The following is a 25,061-nucleotide window of genomic DNA, read 5'->3' as shown; positions in this document are numbered from 1 at the left end:
CGCAGGAAAATATGATGACCCAAGATGAATTGAAAGCGGCCGTAGCGGATGCTGCGGTTAAAGAGATTGAGCCTCATCTCGAAAAAGATACCGTGCTAGGTATTGGCACAGGTTCCACAGCGAACCTGTTTATTGATCGTTTAGGCCCGCTAAGAGATCGTTTCAAAGGGGCCGTTGCCAGCTCAGAAGCCAGTGCTAAGCGCCTACAGGCGCTAGGTATTGAGGTGTTCGAGCTGAACAATGTTGGCGATGTTCCTTTTTACATCGACGGTGCAGACGAAGTAAACGCTAACTTACAAATGATTAAAGGGGGTGGCGCAGCGCTAACCCGGGAAAAAATCGTCGCCGCCTGCGCCAAGCGATTTATTTGCATTGCCGATGGCTCTAAATACGTGAACCAACTTGGCAACTTCCCGCTACCGGTAGAAGTTATTCCGATGGCACGCTCCTACGTCGCTCGGGAGCTGGTCAAGCTAGGTGCTGACCCCGTCTATCGGCAAGGGGTAGTCACCGATAATGGCAATCAAATTATCGACTGTTTTGACTTTATGATCGACGACCCAGCCTCCATGGAAGCGCGTATTAATGCCATTGTAGGCGTCGTCACGAATGGTTTATTCGCCCAGCGCGGTGCCGATGTACTGCTGTTAGGTAAGACGGACGGCGTGGAACGAACCGCGTTACGTTAACCACTGACTAAGCCCATCGAGCGTGCGCGCCAATGCGCCTCTATGGGCTTCAACGACCTCTCGCCCAGCCTGCCCAATTTGCAGCGCAAATGATGGCGTTGCCAGCCGCTCGGCTAGCGCGTCGGCCAAGGCATCGGGTGTTTCCACCACGCTTAACGCACCTACCGCTAACAGCGGCTCAGCCACATCGCTAAAGTTGTCAAGTGAAGGGCCGCAGAGCACTGGCTTACCCAACGCCGCAGGCTCCAGTACGTTATGACCGCCCAGCGGTACCAAACTACCGCCAACATAGGCCACATGCCCTGCTGCATACAGCGTTGCCAGCTCACCTAGCGTATCCCCCAGGTAAACCTGCGTTTGTGGCGTCACGGCCTGCTGCTGGCTGCGACGGCTGAGTGCCCAGCTGCCTTGGGCACACAGCTTGGCCACTTCGTCAAAACGCTGCGGGTGTCGCGGCACCAATACCAATAACGCTGTTGGAAAGCGCTTCAATAGCTGACGGTGAGCCTCCAAGAGCAGTGCTTCTTCCCCGTCGCGGGTGGAACCTGCCACCCACACTGGGCGCGCGCCCCAGACTTGAAGTAAGTACTTACTCTCTTCCAAAGCCTTTTCCTGAGAAGGCACCTCAAATTTTAACGATCCAACGACATGAGTTACTGCTGCGCGGCAACCCAGTGCCTGAAAGCGCTCGGCATCTTGGACAGATTTAGCAGCCAGCCATGTGACGTTAGCTAATGCACTCGCCATTAACGAACGCAAGCGCTGATAGCGTGCAAAGGCTCGTGGCGATAGCCGCCCGTTGACGACCGCGACAGGTACTGCTTGTTGGTGGCAAGCGTGCAGCAGGTTGGGCCACAGTTCGGTTTCAAACAGAATGGCAAGAGTGGGCTGCACGCGGGTAATAAAACGCTTGGCCGATCCCGGAAAATCCAAAGGGAGGAAGCAGTGAGCAAGCCTTACTTGATCCGGCGCGGTTTGTTCACCGATGAGTGTTTGAACCTGCTGAGCACCCGTCGCGGTCATTGTGGTCAACAACAGGCTGTGCTGAGGGTAACGCGCCAGCAAACCCTCTATTAGCGGACGGGCAGCGCGCACTTCCCCCACCGAGGCACAGTGCAACCAAATTCGCGGCCCAGGGGGAAGCTTACCCAAACGCATACCAAGCCGCTGCAAGCGCGAGTAAGTAAGTACTTGCTCACGCCAGACACGCCAGCCAATCAGCGGCGACAACATATAAAGCACCGCTGAATAAACAAGCCGAGGCCAAATCGGCGACGCCATTAGCCCTCGCGATCCAGGATGGAGCTAATCATTGCGGTGGTCGATACGCCATCTTCAAAGCCAAGTACTTTTACATCGCCACCGTTGGCGATAACGGCCTCCCCTCCTGCAATATCTTCAGGGCGGTAATCGCCACCTTTCACCAAAATATCCGGTAAAACGGCTTCAATTAGCGCTTGGGGAGTATCATCATTAAATGGCACGACCCAATCGACAGCGCCTAACCCAGCTAGTACTTGCATGCGACGGTTAAGCGGATTGATTGGCCGTTTAGGGCCTTTCAAACGGCCAATAGAGGCATCATCATTCACCGCAACGATGAGGCGATCCCCCAGGCGTTTGGCTTGTTCCAAGTAGGCCACGTGTCCGGCATGAAGAATATCAAAGCAGCCATTGGTCATCACCACGCGCTCGCCACGCAGCTGGGCAGCACGCACGGCGTCGACCAGCGGGACTTGGTCAATCACCCCAAATTCAGCCAGCTTGTCGCCGTGTAGCGCGGTGTAGAGCTCGGCTATCGAGAGCGTCGCCGTTCCCGGTTTGGCCACCACCAAGCCCGCCCCCAAGTTGGCCAGCATCATCGCTTCTGGCAATGCATGGCCTGATGCCAGCGCGAGCCCCATCAGGCCAATCACGGTATCGCCTGCGCCAGTTACGTCGAACACTTCCTGGGCGCGGGTGGGTAAATGGAGCGGTGCGAGGCCTTCACGAATAAGCGTCATACCTTTTTCGCTGCGAGTGATCAGCAGCGCTTCTAACTCAAGCTCGGCGCGCAACGCTTCTCCGCGCTGGGCAAGAACATCGTCGTTGGCACAGTGACCAACCACCGCTTCAAACTCGGTTAAGTTAGGCGTAATTAAACTCGCCCCACGATATTTACTAAAATCTTGGCCTTTCGGATCGACCAGCACTCGCTTGCCGAAAGCACGCGCCATCTGAATCAGCGTCTCGACCTGGTTAAGCGTTCCTTTACCGTAGTCAGAAAGAATCATCACATCGCAATCAGGCAGCGCTTTTTCGACCTGCTCCAGCAGAGCAGTGGTATCGACACCATCAAGGCGCTGCTCAAAATCCAGCCGCAGTAGCTGTTGATTACGACTCATCACACGCAGCTTGGTAATCGTTGGTATCTCTGGGCTTCGCTGAAAGTAAGTACTCACATTCGACGATGCCAAACGCGACGTCAACAGCTCGGCGTTCTCATCCTCTCCCACCACACCTGCCAGGGCGACGTGGCCGCCTAGAGAGGCCACATTCAGTGCCACGTTCGCTGCGCCCCCGGGACGATCATCAGCATCTTCGACACGCACCACCGGCACCGGCGCTTCGGGTGAAATACGCGACGTGCCACCATGCCAGTAGCGGTCGAGCATCACATCCCCCACCACCAATACGCGGGCATGTTCCAGGGCGGTTAAATCAACTCTCATCCAAAGGTCCTGTTGTTGGCGGCACTGCGGTATACGCCAGCAGCGCGTCTAGCTTAGCAATCACGTCGTCGGCTTTGATCAAATCCATGGCATCCGCATGGCGTACTCGCTGTCCCCAGCTAACCTCATCGACGGATTTATTCAGATACGTACGAACCGCTTCGGGATAAGCATTGACTGCAAAATCCCGCCAACAATAAGGCGCGGCACGCTGAGGATTGGTGGTCGCATAGAGACCAAGTGTGGGCGTGCCCATGGCATTCCCCATATGCGCCGGCCCCGTGTCGGGGGCAATGACCGCACGGGCATTGTCAATCAACGCCAGTACGCCTTTGAGCGATGTACCACCGATAGCATTAATAACGCTATCCGGTTGGCATAGCGCCTCAATTTGATCGCCGATTTCTCGCTCTAATGAACTCCCCCCACCGGTCAGCACGCTCTTCAGACCATGGTGTACCCAAGCATGTTCAATTACGCTGGCATAGCCTTCCACTGACCAATTGCGGAAATTGCGCAGCCGTGCGTTGCTGCAAGGATTAATGACTAGATATGGCGTATCGCCACTGACCCCTCGGGCTTCTTCATAGGCCAGCGGTGGTACGGCCAGATTCCACTCCAATCGATCATCTTCTACGCCGAGCAAGCGAGCAAAGTCCATAAACGATTCCAACACATGGGCGTTAGAATGTGGCGCAAGCTGATGCTGTGTAAACCAATGCTGAGCGTCTTTGGCGCGCGACTTATCATAGCCCACGCGTACATTGGCCTTGAGGCCAAGCGAAAGCACGCTGGCGCGTATCGCTTGCTGCATGTGCAGCAGTACATCAAAGCGAGTATCGGAAAGCTCTTTCCACAGGGCACGCATGCCCGCAAGACCGGTGGACTTGTCATAGACAACAAACTCGACCCCAGAAAGCCCCGCCAGTAAACTGTGCTCCCCCTTGCCGATTATCCAGGTAATGCGAGCGTGCGGCCATTGGCGCTGCAACGCACGCACCGTGGGCACAAGATTGCACACATCTCCCAACGCGGAGAGGCGCAAAATGGCAATATGGTTAGGTTGAGCAGGCAGAGAGGGCTTCATGCGCTTAGCGGCACTCCGGCAAAGAAATTGGCTGATTTTACATGATGTAGACAGTTTAAGTGACGCTGCCACGTCACACCAACTGTCGCAACATGGATCTCAACAACGGTCTCAAGGGCAGTCACACCCACTTCATCCTGATCTATTCCATCAGGCCTATTGGCGTGAGCGTAATTTAATCGTCGGGGAAGCACCAGGAAGGGGTAGCAGTTTCTTCTTAAAGGCCAGTGATTCAGAGCAGTGGGTATTGCGTCCTTATCGCCGCGGTGGATTGATCGCCAAGCTAAGCGAGAAACGCTATCTGTGGCTGGGTGAAGAGCGCACCCGTGCGTTTCGCGAGTTGCGCTTAAACGCTGCACTGTATGACCAGGGACTGCCAGTGCCACGCCCCGTTGCCTGCTGTGTTATGCGTTATGGCCCTACGTATGAAGCCGCGCTCATCACCGTTAGGATTCCAGGCGCTCAGGCGCTGGCTAGCTTATTGGCGGCAGGGGAAGCAGATGAGGCGTTACTTCAGCGCGTTGGCGCAATGATCAAGCGCTTCCATCAAGCAGGCCTTGATCATGTTGATCTAAATGCGCGCAATATCTTGATCGCCCCCCATGGCGAACCTTGGCTGATTGATCTGGACCGCTGCCGCCAACGGCCACCAGGTAAGTGGCAGGAACACAATATAAACCGCCTAGCAAGGTCACTAAAAAAATTCCATTGCCATAGTGTGCTGCCTAGCATATTAAAAGGTTATAACCGTTAACCTTTATTTTTCAGCGCCAACATCACACGCGAGGATTTTCGATACGCAGTTTATTAGCTCATCAGGAGTAATTGATGAAAGGTCTGCTTGTGATGAAACATAACCACTGTTATCTCTTTCAAGAAACCATTCAGGCAAATATTCTTTAAAAACAACAACTTGATTTACTCCCATTATATGGGCGACATGCGAGGGGCCACAATCGTTACTGACAAATAGTTTGCAACCATTTACCAATCTAAAAAGAGTAGTTACATCAGGACTATGAATAACAGAAAACCCTTCTTGCTCAAGGATGTTCTTTTCCTCTTCTTCTTTAGGTCCTGTGAGAAAAACAATCTTCTCTGATCTTAACTCAGAAATCTTTCTTGCTAGCTGAATATAATTAGCAAGCGACCATTTTTTTTCTTCGCCCCCAGCACCAGGAGCAAGCACAATTTTATTGTTTAATACTTCATCAGACTCAATCTGTTTTTTCAAACAGGGAGTAATATCTAATGTTGATGATATCCCTAGAAGGGACAAGAAAAGGTCTGCCCTGTAGGTAGTTACATCAAGAGGTACCGAGTGTGTATAAAACGCTCCAAATTTTTTAAATCCTATTCTATAAGGAATTCGCAGCTTCAACATTTGAAGTGAAGTCCCAATACTAGAGGGACGCAAGTTAAAACCAATATCGAAATTATATTTCCTACTTAAGCTGCTGGTGCTAAAGCCGTCAATCACTTCAAGCTCGTTTAAAAAACCCGATTCAACTAGGAAGTCTGCCCCTGAATTTTTAGAGATACCCACCAATTTAGCATTTGGATACCTTTCCTTAACAGCGACTAAAAAAGGAATATGAACTACATATGCACCAAAAAAAGGCCTATTATGTAAAAATATAGCGATGCATTTAACTTTTAAAAAGTCGTTCATTTAAAAACAATTCCCTTATAGACATCGAGATAACTTTCAGCCATTTTTTCTTTACTATAAAGTTCTAAAAGAAGACGTGCATTCTCAACAACAGACTCTCTCATCTGTTTGTTTTTTGCTAGTTTTATTATCCAACTCTCGATTTCTTCACTACTTCCTGGCGTTACTAGAAAACCTGTTTCACCATGCTTAATTAAATCAGGAATGCCGCCAACATTACTAGCAACAATAGGCACGTTTGCATCCATAACATCTAAAAGAACTGAGCCTAGACCTTCGTTGCGAGACGGAAAAACAAACAGATCCAGCGCTGGAATAAAATCACCAATATTAGGCTTAAAGCCAGCCCATACAACATTTTTTAAGTGACTGCTTTCCAAGCGAAGCTCTTCCTCGTCTTCACCTCGGCCAAAAAAAACGCACAGCACTTCGGGATAGCTATGCTGTAATCGTTCTGCAGCTTCAAGTAGTACCCGCTGACCTTTGTGACGATCAACTAATGCACCTATATGGCCGACAATAAAGCGGCCTGGATAGCTGGCACGAAAGCGAGCAGCAACTTGGGCATCCGCGGTAAATCCCGTCATCGCACTAGGAATCGTCAATACTTCATTCTTATTCCAGTGTGATAGCTGTTGCCGAATAATCGATGAAATAGCGACACAACGATCTGCATTACGATAGAACAGTCGATTCACCCATTTATCTTTAATGGGTGTATCCACTCGGCGAGTCACCACATAGGGTGTACCGTATATACGCTTATGCAACCACGCCCAGTGTACCGCTTTAGCTTCATGAGCATGCACTAGCGATGCACGGCCGGCTTGCCTATGCCCAGCCATCTGCTGGTTAGCATCCACGAATCTTAAGTTCTCAATGCATTGAAGCTCATTACGCAATGGAGAATCTTTCCTGCATACCAGCGTTTGCTGATCTACATGCCGTTGCAAGGCTTGAATTAGCAGCGCTGTCTGGCGTTCTCCACCGCGAAAACCTTTGGCAAGGTTAACGTGAATAATATGCAAATTGCCCTCATACAAATCGTTGCCATCACCCTGGTATAGTACTGTATCTACCAACCACCAGAGCAGGGTGTGAATAAATGTCTATGGATGTGAGCGTCGTTATCATTACTCGCAATGCGGCCGCGACACTTAGCCGAACACTAGACGCCTTGACGTGCTATGACGATGTCGTGGTATATGACAACGGCTCCACAGACGACACATGTAGCATTGTACAAGCCTACTCCAATACAACATTACACCATGGTGAATTTTTAGGCTTTGGCCCTACCAAGCGTGCTGCCGTATCGTTAGCAAAATATGACTGGATCTTCTCAATAGATGCTGACGAAACGCCGACAAAAGAGCTTAACGCTGCGATTAATGACTGGGTCGCCACGGCAACACCTCAGCAGGCTGGCAAAATATTGCGCGAAAACTGGATGCTGGGTAAACCCGTTCACCACTCTGGCTGGGGAAATGACTGGTTAATTCGACTGTTTAACCGTAACACGTGTAACTTTAATGATGCCGCTGTTCATGAGTCAGTGAGCTTAGCAAAAAATACAGAAGTTTCTCAGCTTAATGGAAAAATTGAACATCTTGCCGTTAACGACCTCGCTCAGTTTCTTGATAAGATAAATCGCTATTCAGACCTTCGCGCATCATCAAAAAAACTCAAGCATTATCCTTTTGCGCTGATATTTCTCAAGGCACTTTACGCATTTATACGCACTTATTTTTTCCGCCTCGGCATACTGGATGGCTGGCGTGGGCTGACTATATCTGTGGCTAATGCAAATGGCGTTTTTTGGAAATATGCCAAAAATAATGTTAATAACCGCCTATAATACGCTGTAAATTTTCTATTACGACGTGTTGATATCACTAAAGATATCTCTACTACCGGGCAGTCTCTCACCTGATCTTGTGATCAATATGCGTCCGTATTTCTTTACTCTATCAACACTCGTTTCGGGAGACGCATGCCAGCACTAAGGTCACTCAAACTTACTCCATGGTTGCCACTACTCGTAATCGGCATCTGTCTTGGCTATGCCCTCACCGTGCTTACTCGGCTACCTTGGTGGACACTATTTTTCACAGCCGCTGTATGGCTAGGTTGTGGCATCAAGTTGCGCTGGGGAGCACCGCAAAACGCCCGCTACCGCACGATGTGGCCTTGGTCGCTGGCACCGCTCAGCTTACTAGGCATTTATGTCTACTTAGCTGATAGCTTTGGCAATGTTGATTTAGGTGCGGTGTTTTTCCACCTTCAGGCGGGCATGGCCGAACATGGCGGTGCTGAAAAAATGATCACTGCCGTTATTTACACAGTGAGCGTCATCGCAGTGCTGGCATCCGTTACCTGGATCACGCGGCATGATCAGCGATGGCGGCTCACTGAACGCTTCGTTGCCCTCCTCTTATTGGCCGCAAATCCAATGCTTTACGGTTTAGGGCAGCGCAGCGCAGCCATTGTAACGGACGATGGTGCCTGGCTAGACCGCCGTTACGTGCCGCCGCCCACGGACGATCAAGCTAATACGCCTAACCTGCTGGTCATGTACCTGGAAAGTATTGAGCGTACGTATCGCAATGAGCTATTTGGTGATGCTTATGCTGACTTAACCGCGTTAGGCGAACGCGGGCTGGTCTTTGAAGGCATCCAGCAAATGGAAAATACCGGCTGGACCATGGCAGGCATGATTGCTAGCCAGTGTGGTGTGCCGCTGATGCCTGCGGGACTTTTGCACGACAGCCAGTTCGAGCCGCTTTCCAAAGTAGTTCCCGGCGTCGATTGCCTGGGTGATGTGCTAGCGGCTCAAGGCTATCGACTTAGCTATTTGGGTGGAGCGAGTGCTCAGTTTGCTGGTAAAGGGCTTTTCTATCGCGGCCATCAGTTTGATACGGTAAAAGGCAAGGAAGAGCTGTCAGCGGAACTCAAGGACCCAGAGTACCTAAATAGCTGGGGTCTATACGATGATACGCTTTACGATTTTACCGTGGATGAGATTCGTCGTTTAAGTGAACAAGATGACGGCCCATGGGCAGTGGTGAATCTCAGCATTGCTGGTCACGCCCCTAATGGCTTTCCCTCCCAGACATGCATAGACCGTCAGGGCGAATTCGATGGTCAAGATATCTTATATTCGGTGAAATGTTCAGCGAGCCAGGCACGTGACCTTATTGAGCGTCTTGAACAAGAAGGCCTGCTCGAAAATACATTGGTTGTCGTGCTCAGCGACCACCTTACGATGCGAGTGTCGGTTTGGGATCAACTGACAACATTAGATCGAGACAATACGCTGATCATGCTGGGTGAAGGTATCTCACCGCTGACAGTCCATCGGGGGGCGACAATGTTAGACGTATTCCCGACTATTTTGGACGCAATGGGCCTACCGCTTAGCGATAACCGTGCAGGGCTCGGGGCATCTCTACTTAGCAGTCAACCAACGCTGGTTGAAACGCATGGGCTTGAGGTGCTTAACGAGCGCCTCCGGGAAGAGACCGCATTACAGCACCGTCTTTGGGAAGGACTGACCCCTCAACGGCGCGAACCTCAAGAAAGCGCCGACCAACAAGTCATAGAAACGCCTGCTGATCAGGCTGATGAAGTCGAGATTATGCGCTAACGTTAGCGCCGTTAGCGCCGTTAGCGCCGTTAGCACGCTGACTATCGACACTCATCGCTCGGTACACTTGCTCCACGCCTAAATCATTCAGACAGTTGGTATGCCCCAGCGGGCAGGTACGCTTAAAGCAAGGTGAGCAGGAAAGCGCCAGATAGTGAATGACAGCATTATCGGTTAGGGGGGGGGTGTAAGCAGGAGATGAAGAGCCGTACAGAGCGTGAATGCGCACGCCTACCGCGGCGGCAACGTGCATTAAGCCCGAATCGTTGGTGACCACCTGACGGCAGTCTGCCAATAGATCTACCGCATCCGCCAATTGGGTTTTGCCGCATAAGTTATGCGCATGGGGCAACCCTTTCACAATGCTTTCACCTGCAGCGTTATCTTTCGGCCCGCCAAACACACGCACCTCAAATCCATCCTTAACCAGTCGCACCGCTAACGCATGGAAATAGCCTAACGGCCACTGCTTAGCGGGCCCGTACTCCGCTCCGGGCATCATACCGATGGCTGGACGCGACGATAGCGCATGAGTAAGACGTAAATTGACCAAGTTATTTCGATCAATCGTTAAACGCGGTGTCGGAATCTCAAATTCGCCTTGTATGGCTTCTTCCAGCGGCAGGCCCAGAGAAACAAACCGCTTAACCGTTTGATCCAACACCTGCTTATCCAACTTGCGGCGCTCTTTCAATAAGCCGTAACGGTGTTCACCCAAAAAACCGATGCGCTCGGGAATACGTGCCATAAAGGGCACCAGCGCCGCTTTCCAAGAGCGTGGCAGAACAATGGCACGATCAAAGCGTCCTCGTAAACGGGCAGCCAGCTCACGGCGGCTGGCTAGGCCAAATTCACCATGCCCCACTGCCAATGGAAGCACCTCGTCTACCTCAGGCATACGCTCCAAAATAGGCTGTGACCATGCCGGAGCGACCACCCCCAGGGTTGCCCCTGGGTTACGGTCTTTCAAGGTCATAAACAGGCTTTGCGCCATCACCATATCGCCGACCCACGAAGGGCCGACCACCAATATGCGCTTGGCAGAATTAGCCATTTAGCCACTCCAAGTAGGCTTTCACACCCTGGGCAACGGTTTTGAACTCAACATCGCAACCAGAGGCACGCAGATTGCTGATATCTGCACGCGTGTAACTTTGATAGCGGCCTTTTAGTTCTTCAGGGAAAGGTATGTAGTCAATTTCACCCTGACCATAAAAATCGATTACAGCCTCGCCAATAGCTTTGAAAGGCTCGGCTCGCCCAGTGCCCAAATTAAAAATACCGGACGCATGAGGGTTATCTAAAAACCACAGGTTGACAGCCACCACATCGCCAACGAAAACAAAGTCGCGACTCTGCATTCCCGCCTCATAACCGCCGTAAGCCCCAAACAGCTTTAACGTTTCCCCATTGCGAATTTGTAAATGGTTATGGTAGGCGACACTCGCCATCTTGCCCTTATGCTGTTCACGGGGGCCATAAACATTGAAATAGCGAAAGCCAACCACTTGTGTCGTCAACTCATCCCAGCGAGAGCGCACGTGCTGATCAAACAACAGCTTAGAGTAGCCATAGACGTTGAGCGGTTTTTCGTGCTCAGGCGCCTCTTTAAACACCTCACTACCGCCGTAAGTAGCCGCCGATGAAGCATATAGAAATGGAATGCCTAACGCTTCACAGTAGTTAAGCAGCACTTTTGAGTACTCGAAGTTATTCTCCATCATGTAGTGCCCATCCCACTCCGTCGTATCGGAGCACGCACCCTCATGGAAAATAGCATCAATGGTCGGCAAATCGACTGACTCACCTCTCAATGCCGCCTTAATCCGCGCTAGAAAATCATCTTTATCCAGATAATCGGCCAACGTGCAGTCAGCTAAATTGACGAACTTAGTGCCGTCACGCAGGTCATCAACCACCATCACATCATCGCGGCCACGAGCGTTCAGCGCTTTGACAATATTGGCACCGATAAAACCAGCCCCGCCTGTTACAACGATCATCTCGTTCTCCTCACCAAAAACAGCTCTGTTGGCTAACGTGCCTATAACCCATCTCTCTGTGATTGTATACTTGACGGCCTATGAATTCATGGCCAACGGTGCTTTCCGCGATGAGTGTCTCGACAAACCAATCGACACCCGATGTGTCGACCTTTCAAGGCTTGATCCTTGCTCTGCAACAATACTGGGCAGAACAGGGCTGTGTCATTCTCCAACCTCTCGATATGGAAGTCGGCGCGGGCACCTTCCACCCTGCCACCTTCCTACGGGCAATTGGTCCAGAAACCTGGAACGCGGCCTATGTGCAGCCTTCCCGCCGTCCAACAGACGGCCGCTACGGTGAAAACCCCAACCGCCTACAGCACTATTACCAGTTTCAGGTGGTAATGAAGCCATCGCCCAGCAATCTTCAGGATCTCTATTTAGGCTCTTTAAAGCGCCTGGGGCTCGATCCTCTCGTCCATGACGTACGCTTCGTGGAAGATAACTGGGAATCCCCTACCCTAGGTGCCTGGGGCCTAGGTTGGGAAGTGTGGCTCAACGGTATGGAAGTCACTCAGTTTACTTATTTCCAGCAGGCAGGCGGCATTGAATGCTACCCCGTAACTGGTGAGCTCACCTACGGGCTTGAGCGTATCGCCATGTACCTGCAAAACGTCGATAGCGTATATGACCTGGTATGGGCCATAGCTCCCGACGGTAGTAAGGTCAGCTACGGCGATGTTTATCTTCAGAATGAACGTGAGCAGTCGGCGTATAACTTTGAGCATGCTGACGTTGATCAGCTATTTGCCGCCTTTGACCACCAGGAAAAAGAGTGCAGTAAGCTCCTGGTAGCCAACCTGCCGCTGCCTGCCTATGAGCAGGTTCTGAAAGCGTCCCATACGTTTAACCTGTTAGATGCTCGTCATGCGATTTCCGTGACCGAACGTCAGCGCTTTATTCTGCGCGTTCGCACCATGGCGCGGGATGTCGCCACTGCCTATTTTGAGTCTCGTAAAGCAGAAGGATTCCCGATGGCGCCCGAAGCCCTACGCCGCGAACTACTAGCCGACCAGGGAGACGCATAATGGCTGTTGATACGCTTCTATTAGAACTAGGTGCCGAAGAGCTTCCCCCTGCTGCGCTAGATACACTTTCCGATGCATTTGCTGCTGGCATCGAAAAAGGCCTGCAAGAAGCCGAGATTTCTTTCCAAAGCATCGCTGCTTACGCAACCCCGCGCCGTTTAGCAGTACAGGTTACCGGACTTGCAGACAAACAGCCTGACCGTGAGGTTGAGCGTCGTGGCCCTGCCCTAGCCGCTGCATTCAAGGACGGCGTGCCCACCAAAGCAGCCGAAGGTTTCGCGCGTTCTTGCGGCGTCAGCGTTGATGAGCTGATTCACTTAGAAACCGATAAAGGTACTTGGCTTGGTTTCCGCGAACAGCAGCAAGGCGAGACGGTACAGGCGCTGCTGCCAGAGATGGTTCGCAAAACGCTACAATCGCTACCGGTACCTAAGAATATGCGCTGGGGTTCGTCACGCGTTGAGTTCTCCCGCCCAGTTCACTGGCTAGTTGCCCTGTATGGCAGCGACGTCATTGCCGCAGAAGCGCTTGGCCTTCAGGCCAGCCGTACCACCTTTGGCCACCGCTTCCATGCGCCAGATGCCATACAGCTTGAACATGCCGATGACTACCTAGCCGCACTGGAAAATGCCTACGTCCTAGCCGATCGCCAGCGGCGCCGCGAACGCATCCGTGAGCAGGTATTAGCTGAAGCAGAGGTTCAAGAAGCCAATGCCGTTATCGACGAAGAGTTGTTGGTAGAAGTCAGCGGCCTGGTCGAATGGCCAGTCGCATTAACCGGCAGCTTCGATGAACGCTTTCTGGAAGTGCCCGCCGAGTGCTTAATCTCGTCCATGAAGGCTAACCAAAAGTACTTCCACCTGCTGGATGACCAAGGCAAGCTGAAACCGCTGTTCATTACTATTTCGAACATCGACAGCGCTGATCCGCAACAGGTGATTTCCGGCAATGAAAAGGTCATTCGCCCACGCCTGGCCGATGCGGCCTTCTTCTACGAAACTGACCGGAAGCGTACTCTCGCCTCACGTATTCCTCAGTTGGAAAGCGTGGTATTCCAACAACAGTTAGGCACCTTGGCTGACAAAGCACGTCGTAGCACAGCGATAGCAGCGTATATTGCCGAGCACATTAATGCAGATGTGAGCCACGCCCAGCGCGCAGTGGCACTGGCCAAGTGCGATTTGGTCACCGAGATGGTGCTCGAGTTCCCAGAACTTCAGGGCATTATGGGCCGCTATTATGCCGAACAGGATGGTGAGCCAGCTGAGGTTGCTCAGGCATTAGAAGAGCAGTATCTACCTCGCTTTGCTAGTGATGACATTCCACAAAGCCTTGCAGGCCAAGCGCTAGCATTGGCTGACCGTCTAGATACCCTGGTTGGCATCTTTGGTATTGGCCAGCGCCCAACCGGCGCAAAGGATCCGTTTGCCCTACGCCGTGCCTCTATTGGTGTGCTTAACATCCTGGTCAAAGGTCAGCTTAATCTAGACCTTCGCGAGCTACTCAGCGTAGCCGCAGAACAGCACCAAGGCCTGCCTAAGGCGGAAGGCTTGGTGGAAGACGTATTGACCTACATGCTGGACCGCTTCCGCGCCTGGGGCCAAGAAGAAGGTATTAGTGCTGAAATGTACTTGGCGGTACGCGCTCGCCCAGTAACTAAACCGCTGGATTTTGCTCGCCGCTTGCGTGCCGTTAAGGCCTTTGCACAGCGGGAAGAAGCCGCTGCTTTGGCTGCCGCAAACAAGCGGGTTTCTAATATCCTTAGCAAGCAGGAACACAACGGTAGTACCCAGGTTGATCAGAGCCTACTTCAGGAAGAGGCTGAGAAGACGCTGTTCAATGCAGTAACAGCCAGTCAGCAGCAAGTAGCCCCGTTATTTTCAGCCGGCGACTACCAGCAGGCACTAGATGCGCTGGCAACACTACGTGAACCTGTCGATGCTTTCTTCGATCAGGTAATGGTCATGGCCGATGACGACGCTGTCCGCCATAACCGCTTGGCACTGCTTGCCAGTCTGCAAGCACTGTTCCTTGAAGTGGCAGATATTTCCCAGCTACCACAATAAGTCTCGGTACCGGTACCGATATCGGTTCACCCAGATAACAACAGCAAGCCCGGCTTCTATTAAGCCGGGCTTTTTTCGCTCATCACATTTGTCTCGCCTCTTCCCCTCAGACTAAACTCAGGGTTACGGCCGACTAAGTGTTTCACGTGAAACACCCGCCCAATGACTATGTGTCCATTACTCTAGTAGAAAACAGTAATGTGCGAATAAGGAACTCTATGATCTCGGCTAACCAACTGGTGATACTTGATCGTGATGGCGTCATTAATCACGACTCTGATGCTTATATTAAGTCACTTGACGAATGGGTGCCCTACCCTTCAGCGATCGATGCGATTGCCCAGCTAACCCAGGCAGGATATACCGTGGCAATAGCGACCAATCAGTCGGGTATTGCACGGGGCTATTATGATGAGGCAACGCTCCATTCAATGCATGAGCGCTTAACGGCGCTGGTTGAAGCGAAAGGTGGACGTATTGCCCATATTGCTTACTGCCCTCACGGCCCCGATGATCAATGCGCTTGTCGAAAACCCTTGCCAGGATTGCTTTTACAAATTCAGCAGCAATTAGCAATGAAGAGCCTCACCGGTAGTTGGATGGTCGGCGATAGCCTTCGAGATCTCAAAGCGGGTGAATCAGTAGGATGTCGCTCAGTGCTGGTCAGAACAGGCAAAGGCGAGCAAACGCTAGCCAATCATACTAATCTTGAAAATACGCTTGTTTATCCCGATCTAGCGGCATTTGCAGACTGGCTATGCCAACAGCAGTAATGGCGTTTCTTCCTTCCGTCCCCTCCCCCTCTCTACTCTAGCCACGCAAAAAAACGCCGCTCCCATTTAATTAGGCGCGGCGTTTTAGTTTTCATCTGACTGCGTTTATTAGTGCCTATCGCACTGTTTCACGTGAAACACACGCTGATAAACACATCAGACATCGAGATTAGCAACTAGCGCATTCGTCTCGATAAAATCACGGCGAGGCTCAACTTCATCCCCCATTAAGGTGTTGAACATCATATCGGCAGCAACCGCATCTTCAATGGTTACTCGCAGCATACGACGGCTGTCGGGATCCATGGTGGTTTCCCACAGCTGATCTGGGTTCATTTCCCCCAGACCTTTATAGCGTTGGAAAGAGAGCCCACGCTGCCCCTCTTGCATCAACCAAGCCAGCACTTCGGAGAAATGCGTAACAGGCTTCTGACGCTCGCCACGGGCAATGTAAGCACCTTCTTCAAGCAACCCGTTTAACGTCTCACCAAGGCCCGTTATGGCCCGATAATCAGTGCTCTCAAAGAAGTCCAGTCCCCACACATACTCAGTCGTAACACCGTGGGCAATCAAAGACACCGCTGGCAAGTGCAAACCGCGCTCGCTATCTTCCTGCAGATAGAACTGGTAACGCGGTCCACCTTCATAGGCCACCATGTCATCCATTGCTTTCTGTAGCTCAGCAATCCAATTTTCCATGGTGACACGGTCTTTAAGACTGACTTCGCCTTGAAGCGCCGTTGTATGCACAGCCTGCTTGAGCACTGCGATAGGATATACCCGCGCAAGGCGATCAATCCGCTTCATCACATTTCGGTACTGAGTAACCAGTGCTTCTAGTTGCGAACCAGCGATGCCAGGCGCATCAGCATTGACATATAACCCTGCCCCATCTAGTGCTGTGGTAGTCAGGTAGTCAGTCATTGCCTGTTCATCTTTCAGGTAGAGCTCTTGCTTACCCCGCTTAATTTTATAAAGAGGAGGCTGAGCAATAAAGATGTGACCACGCTCAATCAATTCAGGCATCTGACGGAAAAAGAACGTTAGCAGCAACGTGCGAATGTGCGAACCGTCAACGTCAGCATCCGTCATAATAATGACCGAATGGTAACGTAGCTTATCGGGATTAAACTCTTCGCGACCAATACCACAGCCTAACGCTGTAATCAGCGTGCCGACTTCTGCTGAAGACAGCATCTTATCGAAGCGCGCTTTTTCGACGTTTAGTATCTTGCCTTTCAGCGGCAAAATTGCCTGGGTACGGCGGTCACGCCCCTGCTTAGCGCTGCCACCAGCCGAGTCGCCCTCCACCAGATAAAGTTCTGATTGGCTTGGGTCTTTCTCTTGGCAGTCAGCAAGCTTTCCAGGTAGCCCAGCGATATCGAGCGCACCCTTACGGCGAGTCATATCCCGTGCTTTACGAGCAGCTTCCCGCGCCCGTGCAGCGTCTAGCATCTTGTTAACGATCGATTTAGCTTCGTTAGGCTTTTCGATCAGATAGTCAGCAAATAGGCGCCCCATTTCTTGCTCAACCGCCGTTTTAACCTCACTGGAAACCAGCTTGTCTTTGGTTTGAGACGAGAATTTAGGGTCGGGAACTTTAACCGAGATAATCGCGGTCAAGCCTTCACGAGCATCGTCGCCCGACGTATTGACCTTGGATTTTTTCAGTAGCCCCTGAGCTTCGATATAGTGGTTAAGCGTTCGCGTAAGCGCGGCACGAAAACCCGCTAAGTGAGTTCCACCATCTCGCTGAGGAATATTATTGGTGTAGCAAAAAATGTTTTCAGTGAAGGCCTCGCTCCACTGCATCGCCACTTCTACTTCAACGCCATCTTCTCGCACTGCATTGAAATGGAAGACAGGGTTCAGAACTGTTTTATTTTTATTCAGGTGGTCAACAAATGCTTTCAAGCCACCTTCATAATGAAACAGTTCCTCTTTGCCGCTGCGCTCATCCATTAAACGGATAGCAACGCCTGAGTTCAAAAATGAAAGTTCACGTAGGCGCTTGGCGAGAATATCGTAGTGAAATTCGATATTCGCAAAGGTATTCGGTGACGGGCGAAAATGTACACGAGTGCCACTTTTTTCCGTTTTACCGACAACACCTAGAGGCGCTTGAGGTACACCGTGGTGATAGACCTGCTCAAACACTTCCCCTTGACGCCAGATGGTTAGCCGCAATTCTTCCGAAAGCGCGTTAACAACCGACACCCCTACACCGTGTAGACCGCCTGATACTTTATATGAATTATCATCGAACTTACCGCCAGCGTGCAGCACTGTCATGATAACTTCTGCGGCTGAGACGCCTTCGCCTTCATGTATCTCGGTGGGAACACCACGGCCATTATCACTCACCGTTATTGATTCATCCGGGTGGATAACCACACGAATTTCACTACAGTGACCTGCCAGAGCTTCATCGATGGAGTTATCCACCAGCTCGAAAACCATGTGGTGCAACCCGGTGCCGTCGTCGGTATCGCCGATATACATGCCTGGGCGCTTGCGTACTGCGTCTAGCCCTTTGAGCACCTTAATGCTTGATGAATCGTAAGCCTGCTCGCTCATTGACCACTCCGTCGTGAAGTCTGTCTCGTTCCGTGTCGCCTACCCGTCCGGCAGTAATTGGCTTAACCCTTGACTGGAGTGTTTCACGTGAAACATCCCGACATCTGTTGAGGGCTCCCATATACCACGAAGCGCGGAGGGTTCGACGCTTGTAATAAATGCCTGACACTGCATCTTTTCAAGCAAATTGCAAAACCGATCTCGGTGCGTGCTATCTAGCTCCGCTGGCAAATCGTCGATTAAGTAGATGCAGTGTCGTTGTGTGGTACTTTCCAGAAGCCGCCCCTGGGCAAGCTTTAATGCACTAACCACCAGCTTTTGCTGGCCTCTGGAAAGGACTTCGACAGCAGGCTGCTTGTTTAATCTGATTCGCAAGTCTGCTCGCTGCGGCCCCTGCTGGGTAAAGCCCATTTGCTGATCCGCTTGACGACTATCCTGCAAAACGTCCGCAAGGGCGCGCTGCTTATCCCAGCCTCTTACATAACGCAGCGTTAAATCGGGTAGAGAAATCAGCTCCTTTAAGGTTTCATCGAATACCGGCAAGAACTCGTTGAACCATGCTTGCCTGAGTGCATCCATCTGCTCCCCCCAGGTAGCTAACTCATACTCCCATACCGCTATTTCGCTTGGGACTATTCTACCACGCCTAAGGAGCGCATTCCGATGTTTCACCGCGCGGCGCGTTCGCTTCCATGCGTCGAGAAAGGAGTGTTTCACGTGAAACACTCCCCAATCCAAAAACTCTCTGCGACCTGCGGGCGATCCTTCGAGAAGGCGAAAGGCATCTGGATTTATTAGCTGCAACGGCATAGCTTCAACCAATTCGGCCAAGCGGACGCCTTTCTCTCCACGCAAACGCAACTCTAGCTCGCGCTGTGCGCGCATTCTCCTCACACCAAGCGTAACCTCAGGATCCCCCGCCAAACGGCCGTAGAGCGTCATATAGGGCGCCTCAGACTGTATAGCATGTTTAAGCTGGCGAGTCCGGAAAGAGCGCCCCATTCCTAAGATATGAATACCTTCCAGCAGGCTAGTTTTACCACTGCCGTTAACGCCGTATATCACATTAATACGGGATGCCGGGCACATCTCAACTGGCGCTAAATTACGCAGCCCCTGAAGATTTAACCGAGACACACTCATTAACGACTGCCAGTAAATAAGACCATAAAACCTGCCATCCTTTAAAACGCGAAAACGGCGCTTCTGCCATCAGAAGCGCCGCCCTCTTTAGCCAGCTATTGCGGCTATAGCCGCATCGGCATAACAACATAAAGCGCATCACCGCCGCCAGGTTCTTCTAACAGCGCACTGCTGTTAGGATCTGCCAGCGTCATCTGCACTCGATCCTCATCCAGTACCGAAAGCACGTCGACTAAGTAACCTACGTTAAAGCCAACCTCCATGGCTCCGCCATTATACTCAACGGCCACATTCTCTTCGGCTTCTTCCTGTTCAGGGTTATTGGCCATTACTTTAAGATTGTTTTCCTCAAGGTACAGCCGCACACCACGATATTTCTCATTCGAGAGAATAGCAGTACGTGAAAGCACCTGACGCAATTCAGCACGTTCAGCGATTAGTACTTTATCGCCATTGCGCGGCACTACACGCTCGTAGTCAGGGAATTTGCCGTCAATCAGCTTAGAGGTAAACGTAAAGTCGCCTGTATGAGCGCGAACATGGGTTGAACCCAGGGTAAGGCTTACCGGTTCATCACTATCGTCCAACAAGCGAGAAAGCTCTAGGATACCTTTCCGCGGTACGATTAGCTTTTGCGCTTGATCAACCACAATATCAATAGGCCGTGAGCACATAGCTAAGCGGTGCCCATCAGTGGCAACGGTGCGCAACAAATTACTTTGAATTTCGAGCAGCATGCCGTTCAGATAATAGCGTACATCCTGCTGGGCCATTGCAAATGACGTTGACTCAATCAGGTGCTTCAATGTCCCCCTGGGCACACTAAGCTCTTGACTACCATCAGCATCTTCAATATTTGGAAACTCTGCAACGGGCAGCGTCGATAGCGTAAAGCGCGAACGACCACTGCGCAGTACAGCACGCCCCTCTTCTACCGCCAGCTGAATCTCAGATTGATCAGGCAACGATTTACAGATATCCATCAGCTTACGAGCAGGAACCGTGGCAGCACCCTCTTGATCAACTTGGCTCGCCACGGTACGGCCTACTAGCTCTACTTCTAGGTCGGTACCGGTTAATGCTACCTGATCCCCTTCTACTTGGATCAGTACATTAGAAAGTACTGGTAGCGTTTGGCGCCGTTCGACTACGCCCGCCACCAGAGTCAGCGGGCGAAGCAGCGCCTCTCGGGAAATAGTAAATTTCATCGGTACTCCGGTTTCTATCCTGAAAGGCCCGCAGTGCAGGCCCAAACGATAACGGTTAACTAGTTAGCAGGCGAAGAAGATTCTTGTAATCTTCACGAATATCCGCATTTTCCTCTTGCAGCGCTTTTACCTTACGGCAAGCGTGCAACACGGTCGTGTGATCACGGCCACCAAAGGCATCGCCTATTTCCGGCAAGCTGTGATTTGTCAGCTCTTTAGCTAGCGCCATAGCAACTTGCCTCGGCCGCGCGACGGAACGAGAGCGGCGTTTAGAAAGCAGATCGGCAACTTTAATTTTGTAATATTCGGCAACCGTTCGCTGAATATTATCAACGCCTACCTGCTTATCTTGAAGCGCTAACAGGTCTTTAAGCGATTCGCGAATAAAGTCCTGGGTAATGGTTTTCCCCATGAAATGCGAATCTGCAATCACCTTTTTCAGCGCACCTTCAAGCTCGCGGACGTTTGAGCGAATCTTCTGAGCAATAAAGAAGGCAGCATCGTGTGGAAGATCGACTTTCGCCTGATCTGCCTTTTTCATTAAAATCGCTACGCGGGTTTCAAGCTCTGGCGGCTCAATAGCCACTGTCAGGCCCCAGCCAAAGCGCGATTTCAGACGCTCCTCCACACCACTAATCTCTTTTGGATAGCGGTCAGAGGTAAGTATCATTTGCTGACCACCCTCTAATAATGCATTAAAGGTGTGGAAAAACTCTTCCTGGGAACGCTCTTTTCCAGCAAAAAACTGAATATCATCAATAAGTAGCGCATCAACGCTGCGATAAAAGCGCTTGAAGTCGTTAATCGCATTTAACTGCAGTGCTTTCACCATATCCGCGACGAAGCGTTCAGAGTGCAGATACACCACACGGGCATTTTCACGGCGGCCAGCCAGGGCGTTACCGACAGCGTGCATCAAGTGTGTTTTACCTAAACCAACGCCACCGTATAAAAACAGCGGGTTATAGGCGCCGCCAGGATTTTCAGATACCTGACGAGATGCCGCACGAGCGAGCTGGTTCGATTTACCTTCAACAAAGGTATCGAAGGTAAAATTAGGATTAAGACCACTACCATGTTTTAGGCTGCCTTCAACCTGTACCTGGCGCTCATTTCCTCGCCGATTCGGTGACTCTTCCCGCAGTTGATCAATTTCTCGCTCATCAGCAAGGTCTCCCCTTGGCGGCGTATGAACCGCAGGCGATGCTTGCCTTGAGGGAGATGCTGAGACCGGATTACCCAAATCTCTTGGCTGCGGGGCAGGTGCAGCCACACGGCGGCTACCTACAGTCAAACTGACTTTGGGAGGCTTGGATGGCGCAAGTTCTCGCATCAGCTCGCTGATACGCTTTGAATACTTATCACTCACCCAGTCGCGCACAAAGCGATTCGGCGCCAACAAGCGCAGCTCATTGGTCTCTCCTTCTTCTGCCTGCAGCGGACGTATCCAGGTATTGAACTGCTGTGAATTCAGTTCGTCCTGCAGGTAGTCCAGGCACTGTTGCCAAAGCGCGAGTGACACTCATCTCACCATCGGTTGAAAACGGCCGACCATTGTAGCGCCCAACGAGACGGTTATCCACACGCACTAACGCCTCTTTTTGCCCTGTGGACAACTATTCATGAGGCATAGGGAAAAGCTGGTAATGGATCAAGGAAAAAGCTGTTTTGATGGCTTCTATAACCTGTTGAACACACCTAATTAACAGTTTATTTAAGACTTATCCGAAGGTTATGCACAGATTTTTTATGTTTTTAAGATGTTGATAAAAATGATCTAAAATAGCTTATCCACAATTAGTATCCCCACTATTAATAACAGTAGGTTTTAAATAACTTCATTAGTAATAGTAGTGTCATGGCAAGAAGCCACGATGGTGATGTACGAAGAGCCTCCATTGCCTTTTTAACGCTTTTTATGCAAGGAAAAATTGCACCTGACGCGGGAAGTCTCTACAATTTCCGGTCTTGAATTGAAACTCCCCGGCTAGTTCCTCACTGGACCGGGTCTTTTGGAATTCACTTTCCGTCCTAAACCACGTGGGAATAACGAGTTATGAAACGCACTTTTCAACCCAGCGTTCTCAAGCGCAAGCGCGCGCATGGCTTCCGTGCTCGTATGGCAACCAAAAACGGCCGTGCCGTTATCGCACGCCGCCGCGCCAAAGGCCGCAAGCGTCTGAGCGCCTGATCTCGGATTGCGTGTGCCGCATCAAGGCTTTCCCCGGTGCTTACGTTTGCTAAACGCCGGGGATTTTAGTCACGTGTTTGAACAGGCAGACCTGAAGGTTCATGGCAAAGGTATGATGGCGCTAGCGCGTTTGAGTACCCGGGGACATCCCCGCATTGGACTGGTGGTCAGCAAAAAGAATGTGAAGCTCGCTGTTGATCGCAACCGCTTTAAGCGACTCGTGAGAGAATCTGTTCGCCTCCGCCAAGATCACTTACCCTCTGTGGATATCGTGATACTGGCAAAGCGTGGTGTTCAAGATATTGATAACGAGACGCTGAATCGCCAGCTAAATGGCATGTGGAAACGACTTCAGCGTGACGCACAGGCGGTGTCTGCACCACTCCCGCCTAATGGCGTAACACGTGACGCTTGACGACACATCTCGCCGCTCGACCTCGGCCTGCCGCCTGGCAGGCTTTCGTGTGTCATGGGTCGAGTAAATGACACTGCGCCATTAGCATGTTCACCACCCATCGGGCAGAACCCTCATGGACGTAAAACGACTTTTATTACTGATTCCACTGGCAGTACTTGCCTACCTATTGGTTGTACAGTGGAATCAGGATTATGGGCAAATAAGCGTCGATTCGACGCCTGAAATTACCCAAAACAGCAACGGCTCATCCGCCAATAATGTTGGCAGTGATGATTTATCGGTTCCTAGTTCGTCGGCTCCCCAAAATGCCATTAGTGAAGGCATGCCTGGGGAAGCAGAAAGTAACTCGTCTAGTCGAGACTTTATTGCTGTCACGACCGACGTTCTCGACGTACGTATTGACCCACATGGTGGCGATATCGTGTACGCCGCTCTACCGCAGCATAAGCTAACGCAGGATTCAGATCGTAACTACGTGTTGCTTTCTGATAACTCAACGCGTAGCTACGTCGCCCGTTCCGGTCTTCAACTGGACGGCCAGGCTAGCCGCATTGCCTTCACGCCCGAGCGTACCGAGTACCGCTTAGGGAACGATGAAGAGCAGTTAAGTGTTGATTTAACAGCGGAAGTTAACGGCGTTGAGGTTATTAAGCGATTGACGTTTAAGCGCGGCGACTACGCGGTCAACGTTAGTTACTATTTAGCCAACAACACCGAATCACCGATTAGCGCACGCTTTATCGGTCAACTGGCGCGCGATAATAGCCCTGACCCCTCAAGTGGCGTCTCTATGGGTATGAAATCGTATCTTGGTGCAGCCTACTCTACCCCTGACGCGCGGTACGAAAAAATCGACTTCGACGATATTCAAAGCCATAACTTTGAAAATCGTGAGGCGCAAGGTGGCTGGATTGCGATGATCCAACACTACTTCGTATCTGCCTGGGCACCGGCGCAAAATCAGCAAAACCTCTACTATGTCACTACCGATTCACGGGATCGTAATGTCGTAGCGTTTGCTGGCCCCACGAGCAGTGTGGCCGCTGACGGCGAGGCAACGCTAAGCGCAACGCTGTACATGGGGCCCAAGGTTCAAGACTATCTTGAACAAGTCGCTCCCAACCTACGCCTAACCGTAGATTACGGTTGGCTGTGGTTTATCGCTAACCCGCTGTTCTGGTTACTGGATAAGATCCACGACATCGTTGGCAACTGGGGCTGGTCAATTGTACTGCTGACCGTACTCGTGAAACTGGTGCTGTTCCCGCTATCCGCCAAAGCCTACAAGTCAATGGCGCGTATGCGTAAGCTTGGCCCAGAAATGCAGCGTCTCAAAGAGATGTATGGCGATGATCGCCAGAAAATGTCTCAAGAGATGATGAAGTTCTACCAGAAGGAAAAGATCAATCCTCTGGGCGGCTGCTTACCAATTCTGGTGCAAATGCCGGTCTTTATCGCGCTGTATTGGATGCTGCTTGAGTCTGTTGAGCTGCGCCATGCGCCGTTCATGTTCTGGATTCAAGATCTGTCGGTGAAAGATCCGTACTTTATCTTGCCCATTCTGATGGGGATCTCGATGTTCGTTCAGCAAATGCTGAACCCGACACCGCCCGATCCCATGCAGGCGAAGATTATGAAGATGCTGCCGATTATCTTCACCTTCTTCTTCCTGTGGTTCCCAGCAGGTCTGGTTATCTACTGGGTCGTCAACAACATCATCTCGGTGGCGCAGCAGTATCTCATCACGCGTAATATTGAGAATGATCCAAACGTCGGCAAAGGGTTGCGAACCAAGTAGCACGCTCCC

At 51.3% G+C, this 25,061-nt stretch carries 21 protein-coding genes; 10 read left to right on the top strand and 11 right to left on the bottom strand.

What is annotated here, in order from left to right:
* Window positions 1-14 precede the first annotated feature (14 nt).
* Complete coding sequence (rpiA, locus tag NF683_RS07260; RefSeq protein WP_198348717.1) at window positions 15-689, top strand: ribose-5-phosphate isomerase RpiA; 675 nt, start codon at window positions 15-17, stop codon at window positions 687-689.
* Here rpiA and waaA read toward each other — a convergent pair.
* From waaA to NF683_RS07245, 3 genes are read right to left on the bottom strand one after another with little or no spacing between them, the layout of a single operon-like run.
* Window positions 681-1,970 carry a lipid IV(A) 3-deoxy-D-manno-octulosonic acid transferase gene (waaA, locus tag NF683_RS07255; RefSeq protein ID WP_253921650.1) on the bottom strand — a complete coding sequence of 430 codons (1,290 nt, stop codon included), beginning with the start codon at window positions 1,968-1,970 and terminating at the stop codon, window positions 681-683. The genes rpiA and waaA overlap by 9 nt on opposite strands.
* Window positions 1,970-3,400 (bottom strand): bifunctional D-glycero-beta-D-manno-heptose-7-phosphate kinase/D-glycero-beta-D-manno-heptose 1-phosphate adenylyltransferase HldE, encoded by a 1,431-nt coding sequence (hldE, locus tag NF683_RS07250; RefSeq protein ID WP_253921649.1) that lies wholly within the window; start codon window positions 3,398-3,400, stop codon window positions 1,970-1,972. Before hldE ends, waaA begins: the two co-directional genes overlap by 1 nt.
* On the bottom strand, window positions 3,390-4,487 hold the full coding sequence (locus NF683_RS07245; protein ID WP_089040108.1) for a glycosyltransferase family 9 protein: 1,098 nt from the start codon (window positions 4,485-4,487) through the stop codon (window positions 3,390-3,392). Before NF683_RS07245 ends, hldE begins: the two co-directional genes overlap by 11 nt.
* Between NF683_RS07245 and NF683_RS07240 the strand changes: the two genes are divergently transcribed.
* Complete coding sequence (locus NF683_RS07240) at window positions 4,486-5,241, top strand: 3-deoxy-D-manno-octulosonic acid kinase (protein WP_253921648.1); 756 nt, start codon at window positions 4,486-4,488, stop codon at window positions 5,239-5,241. The two genes, NF683_RS07245 and NF683_RS07240, sit on opposite strands and share 2 nt — an antisense overlap.
* Before the next feature lie 3 nt (window positions 5,242-5,244).
* Here NF683_RS07240 and NF683_RS07235 read toward each other — a convergent pair whose 3' ends face one another.
* Both NF683_RS07235 and NF683_RS07230 read right to left on the bottom strand, forming a co-directional pair.
* Window positions 5,245-6,159 carry a glycosyltransferase family 9 protein gene (locus NF683_RS07235; RefSeq protein ID WP_253921647.1) on the bottom strand — a complete coding sequence of 305 codons (915 nt, stop codon included), beginning with the start codon at window positions 6,157-6,159 and terminating at the stop codon, window positions 5,245-5,247.
* Window positions 6,156-7,187 carry a glycosyltransferase family 4 protein gene (locus tag NF683_RS07230; protein ID WP_253921646.1) on the bottom strand — a complete coding sequence of 344 codons (1,032 nt, stop codon included), beginning with the start codon at window positions 7,185-7,187 and terminating at the stop codon, window positions 6,156-6,158. Before NF683_RS07230 ends, NF683_RS07235 begins: the two co-directional genes overlap by 4 nt.
* A 77-nt stretch (window positions 7,188-7,264) precedes the next feature.
* Between NF683_RS07230 and NF683_RS07225 the strand changes: the two genes are divergently transcribed.
* Both NF683_RS07225 and NF683_RS07220 read left to right on the top strand, forming a co-directional pair.
* Window positions 7,265-8,017, top strand: coding sequence for a glycosyltransferase family 2 protein (locus tag NF683_RS07225; RefSeq protein ID WP_253921645.1), 753 nt, complete (start codon window positions 7,265-7,267; stop codon window positions 8,015-8,017).
* A 135-nt stretch (window positions 8,018-8,152) separates the two neighbouring features.
* Window positions 8,153-9,805, top strand: a complete 1,653-nt coding sequence (locus NF683_RS07220) for a sulfatase-like hydrolase/transferase (protein WP_253921644.1) — start codon at window positions 8,153-8,155, stop codon at window positions 9,803-9,805.
* Here the strand turns inward: NF683_RS07220 and waaF are convergent.
* Entirely contained in the window at window positions 9,795-10,859 is a 1,065-nt protein-coding gene (waaF, locus tag NF683_RS07215) for a lipopolysaccharide heptosyltransferase II (protein WP_253921643.1), read from the bottom strand. The genes NF683_RS07220 and waaF overlap by 11 nt on opposite strands.
* Window positions 10,852-11,808, bottom strand: a complete 957-nt coding sequence (gene rfaD / locus NF683_RS07210; RefSeq protein ID WP_089040115.1) for an ADP-glyceromanno-heptose 6-epimerase — start codon at window positions 11,806-11,808, stop codon at window positions 10,852-10,854. The genes waaF and rfaD overlap by 8 nt, the downstream gene beginning before the upstream one ends.
* Before the next feature lie 110 nt (window positions 11,809-11,918).
* Here rfaD and glyQ point away from each other — a divergent pair, with 110 nt between their 5' ends.
* The 3 genes from glyQ (at window position 11,919) to gmhB (ending at window position 15,717) form a co-directional block, all read left to right on the top strand.
* The gene (gene glyQ, locus NF683_RS07205; RefSeq protein WP_120385992.1) at window positions 11,919-12,878 is read left to right on the top strand and encodes a glycine--tRNA ligase subunit alpha; all 960 of its coding nucleotides are present in this window, start codon (window positions 11,919-11,921) and stop codon (window positions 12,876-12,878) included.
* Window positions 12,878-14,944, top strand: coding sequence for a glycine--tRNA ligase subunit beta (glyS, locus tag NF683_RS07200; protein ID WP_253921642.1), 2,067 nt, complete (start codon window positions 12,878-12,880; stop codon window positions 14,942-14,944). Before glyQ ends, glyS begins: the two co-directional genes overlap by 1 nt.
* A gap of 218 nt (window positions 14,945-15,162) precedes the next feature.
* The gene (gene gmhB, locus NF683_RS07195) at window positions 15,163-15,717 is read left to right on the top strand and encodes a D-glycero-beta-D-manno-heptose 1,7-bisphosphate 7-phosphatase (RefSeq protein ID WP_253921641.1); all 555 of its coding nucleotides are present in this window, start codon (window positions 15,163-15,165) and stop codon (window positions 15,715-15,717) included.
* 156 nt (window positions 15,718-15,873) lie between these two features.
* On the opposite strand, the gene gyrB is transcribed toward gmhB, so the two are convergent.
* From gyrB to dnaA, 4 genes are all read right to left on the bottom strand, one after another.
* Window positions 15,874-18,294, bottom strand: coding sequence for a DNA topoisomerase (ATP-hydrolyzing) subunit B (gyrB, locus tag NF683_RS07190; protein ID WP_089040119.1), 2,421 nt, complete (start codon window positions 18,292-18,294; stop codon window positions 15,874-15,876).
* A gap of 39 nt (window positions 18,295-18,333) precedes the next feature.
* Window positions 18,334-19,437, bottom strand: a complete 1,104-nt coding sequence (gene recF, locus NF683_RS07185; protein WP_253921640.1) for a DNA replication/repair protein RecF — start codon at window positions 19,435-19,437, stop codon at window positions 18,334-18,336.
* Between the two features lie 104 nt (window positions 19,438-19,541).
* Window positions 19,542-20,645: a DNA polymerase III subunit beta gene (gene dnaN, locus NF683_RS07180; protein ID WP_009723350.1), complete on the bottom strand. Its 1,104-nt coding sequence runs from the start codon at window positions 20,643-20,645 to the stop codon at window positions 19,542-19,544.
* Between the two features lie 55 nt (window positions 20,646-20,700).
* Window positions 20,701-22,167 carry a chromosomal replication initiator protein DnaA gene (gene dnaA / locus NF683_RS07175; protein ID WP_038479938.1) on the bottom strand — a complete coding sequence of 489 codons (1,467 nt, stop codon included), beginning with the start codon at window positions 22,165-22,167 and terminating at the stop codon, window positions 20,701-20,703.
* A 534-nt stretch (window positions 22,168-22,701) separates the two neighbouring features.
* Here dnaA and rpmH point away from each other — a divergent pair.
* The 3 genes from rpmH to yidC all read left to right on the top strand — a co-directional run bounded on the left by rpmH (window position 22,702) and on the right by yidC (window position 25,052).
* Complete coding sequence (gene rpmH, locus NF683_RS07170; protein ID WP_009723348.1) at window positions 22,702-22,836, top strand: 50S ribosomal protein L34; 135 nt, start codon at window positions 22,702-22,704, stop codon at window positions 22,834-22,836.
* 13 nt (window positions 22,837-22,849) lie between these two features.
* Window positions 22,850-23,251 carry a ribonuclease P protein component gene (gene rnpA, locus NF683_RS07165; RefSeq protein WP_089040121.1) on the top strand — a complete coding sequence of 134 codons (402 nt, stop codon included), beginning with the start codon at window positions 22,850-22,852 and terminating at the stop codon, window positions 23,249-23,251.
* A gap of 115 nt (window positions 23,252-23,366) precedes the next feature.
* Entirely contained in the window at window positions 23,367-25,052 is a 1,686-nt protein-coding gene (gene yidC, locus NF683_RS07160) for a membrane protein insertase YidC (RefSeq protein ID WP_089040122.1), read from the top strand.
* The last annotated feature ends 9 nt before the right edge of the window (window positions 25,053-25,061 follow it).

It is taken from the genome of Halomonas sp. MS1 (assembly GCF_024182575.1).
Classification (GTDB): domain Bacteria; phylum Pseudomonadota; class Gammaproteobacteria; order Pseudomonadales; family Halomonadaceae; genus Vreelandella.
This window is presented reverse-complemented; position numbering and strand designations above follow the sequence as displayed.

Coding starts and splice junctions, on each gene's coding strand:
- rpiA (WP_198348717.1), top strand. CDS start 15: ATGACCCAAGATGAATTGAAAGCGGCCGTAGCGGATGCTGCGGTTAAA.
- waaA (WP_253921650.1), bottom strand. CDS start 1,970: ATGGCGTCGCCGATTTGGCCTCGGCTTGTTTATTCAGCGGTGCTTTAT.
- hldE (WP_253921649.1), bottom strand. CDS start 3,400: ATGAGAGTTGATTTAACCGCCCTGGAACATGCCCGCGTATTGGTGGTG.
- NF683_RS07240 (WP_253921648.1), top strand. CDS start 4,486: ATGCGCTTAGCGGCACTCCGGCAAAGAAATTGGCTGATTTTACATGAT.
- NF683_RS07245 (WP_089040108.1), bottom strand. CDS start 4,487: ATGAAGCCCTCTCTGCCTGCTCAACCTAACCATATTGCCATTTTGCGC.
- NF683_RS07235 (WP_253921647.1), bottom strand. CDS start 6,159: ATGAACGACTTTTTAAAAGTTAAATGCATCGCTATATTTTTACATAAT.
- NF683_RS07225 (WP_253921645.1), top strand. CDS start 7,265: ATGTCTATGGATGTGAGCGTCGTTATCATTACTCGCAATGCGGCCGCG.
- NF683_RS07220 (WP_253921644.1), top strand. CDS start 8,153: ATGCCAGCACTAAGGTCACTCAAACTTACTCCATGGTTGCCACTACTC.
- waaF (WP_253921643.1), bottom strand. CDS start 10,859: ATGGCTAATTCTGCCAAGCGCATATTGGTGGTCGGCCCTTCGTGGGTC.
- rfaD (WP_089040115.1), bottom strand. CDS start 11,808: ATGATCGTTGTAACAGGCGGGGCTGGTTTTATCGGTGCCAATATTGTC.
- glyQ (WP_120385992.1), top strand. CDS start 11,919: ATGAGTGTCTCGACAAACCAATCGACACCCGATGTGTCGACCTTTCAA.
- glyS (WP_253921642.1), top strand. CDS start 12,878: ATGGCTGTTGATACGCTTCTATTAGAACTAGGTGCCGAAGAGCTTCCC.
- gmhB (WP_253921641.1), top strand. CDS start 15,163: ATGATCTCGGCTAACCAACTGGTGATACTTGATCGTGATGGCGTCATT.
- gyrB (WP_089040119.1), bottom strand. CDS start 18,294: ATGAGCGAGCAGGCTTACGATTCATCAAGCATTAAGGTGCTCAAAGGG.
- recF (WP_253921640.1), bottom strand. CDS start 19,437: ATGAGTGTGTCTCGGTTAAATCTTCAGGGGCTGCGTAATTTAGCGCCA.
- dnaN (WP_009723350.1), bottom strand. CDS start 20,645: ATGAAATTTACTATTTCCCGAGAGGCGCTGCTTCGCCCGCTGACTCTG.
- rpmH (WP_009723348.1), top strand. CDS start 22,702: ATGAAACGCACTTTTCAACCCAGCGTTCTCAAGCGCAAGCGCGCGCAT.
- yidC (WP_089040122.1), top strand. CDS start 23,367: ATGGACGTAAAACGACTTTTATTACTGATTCCACTGGCAGTACTTGCC.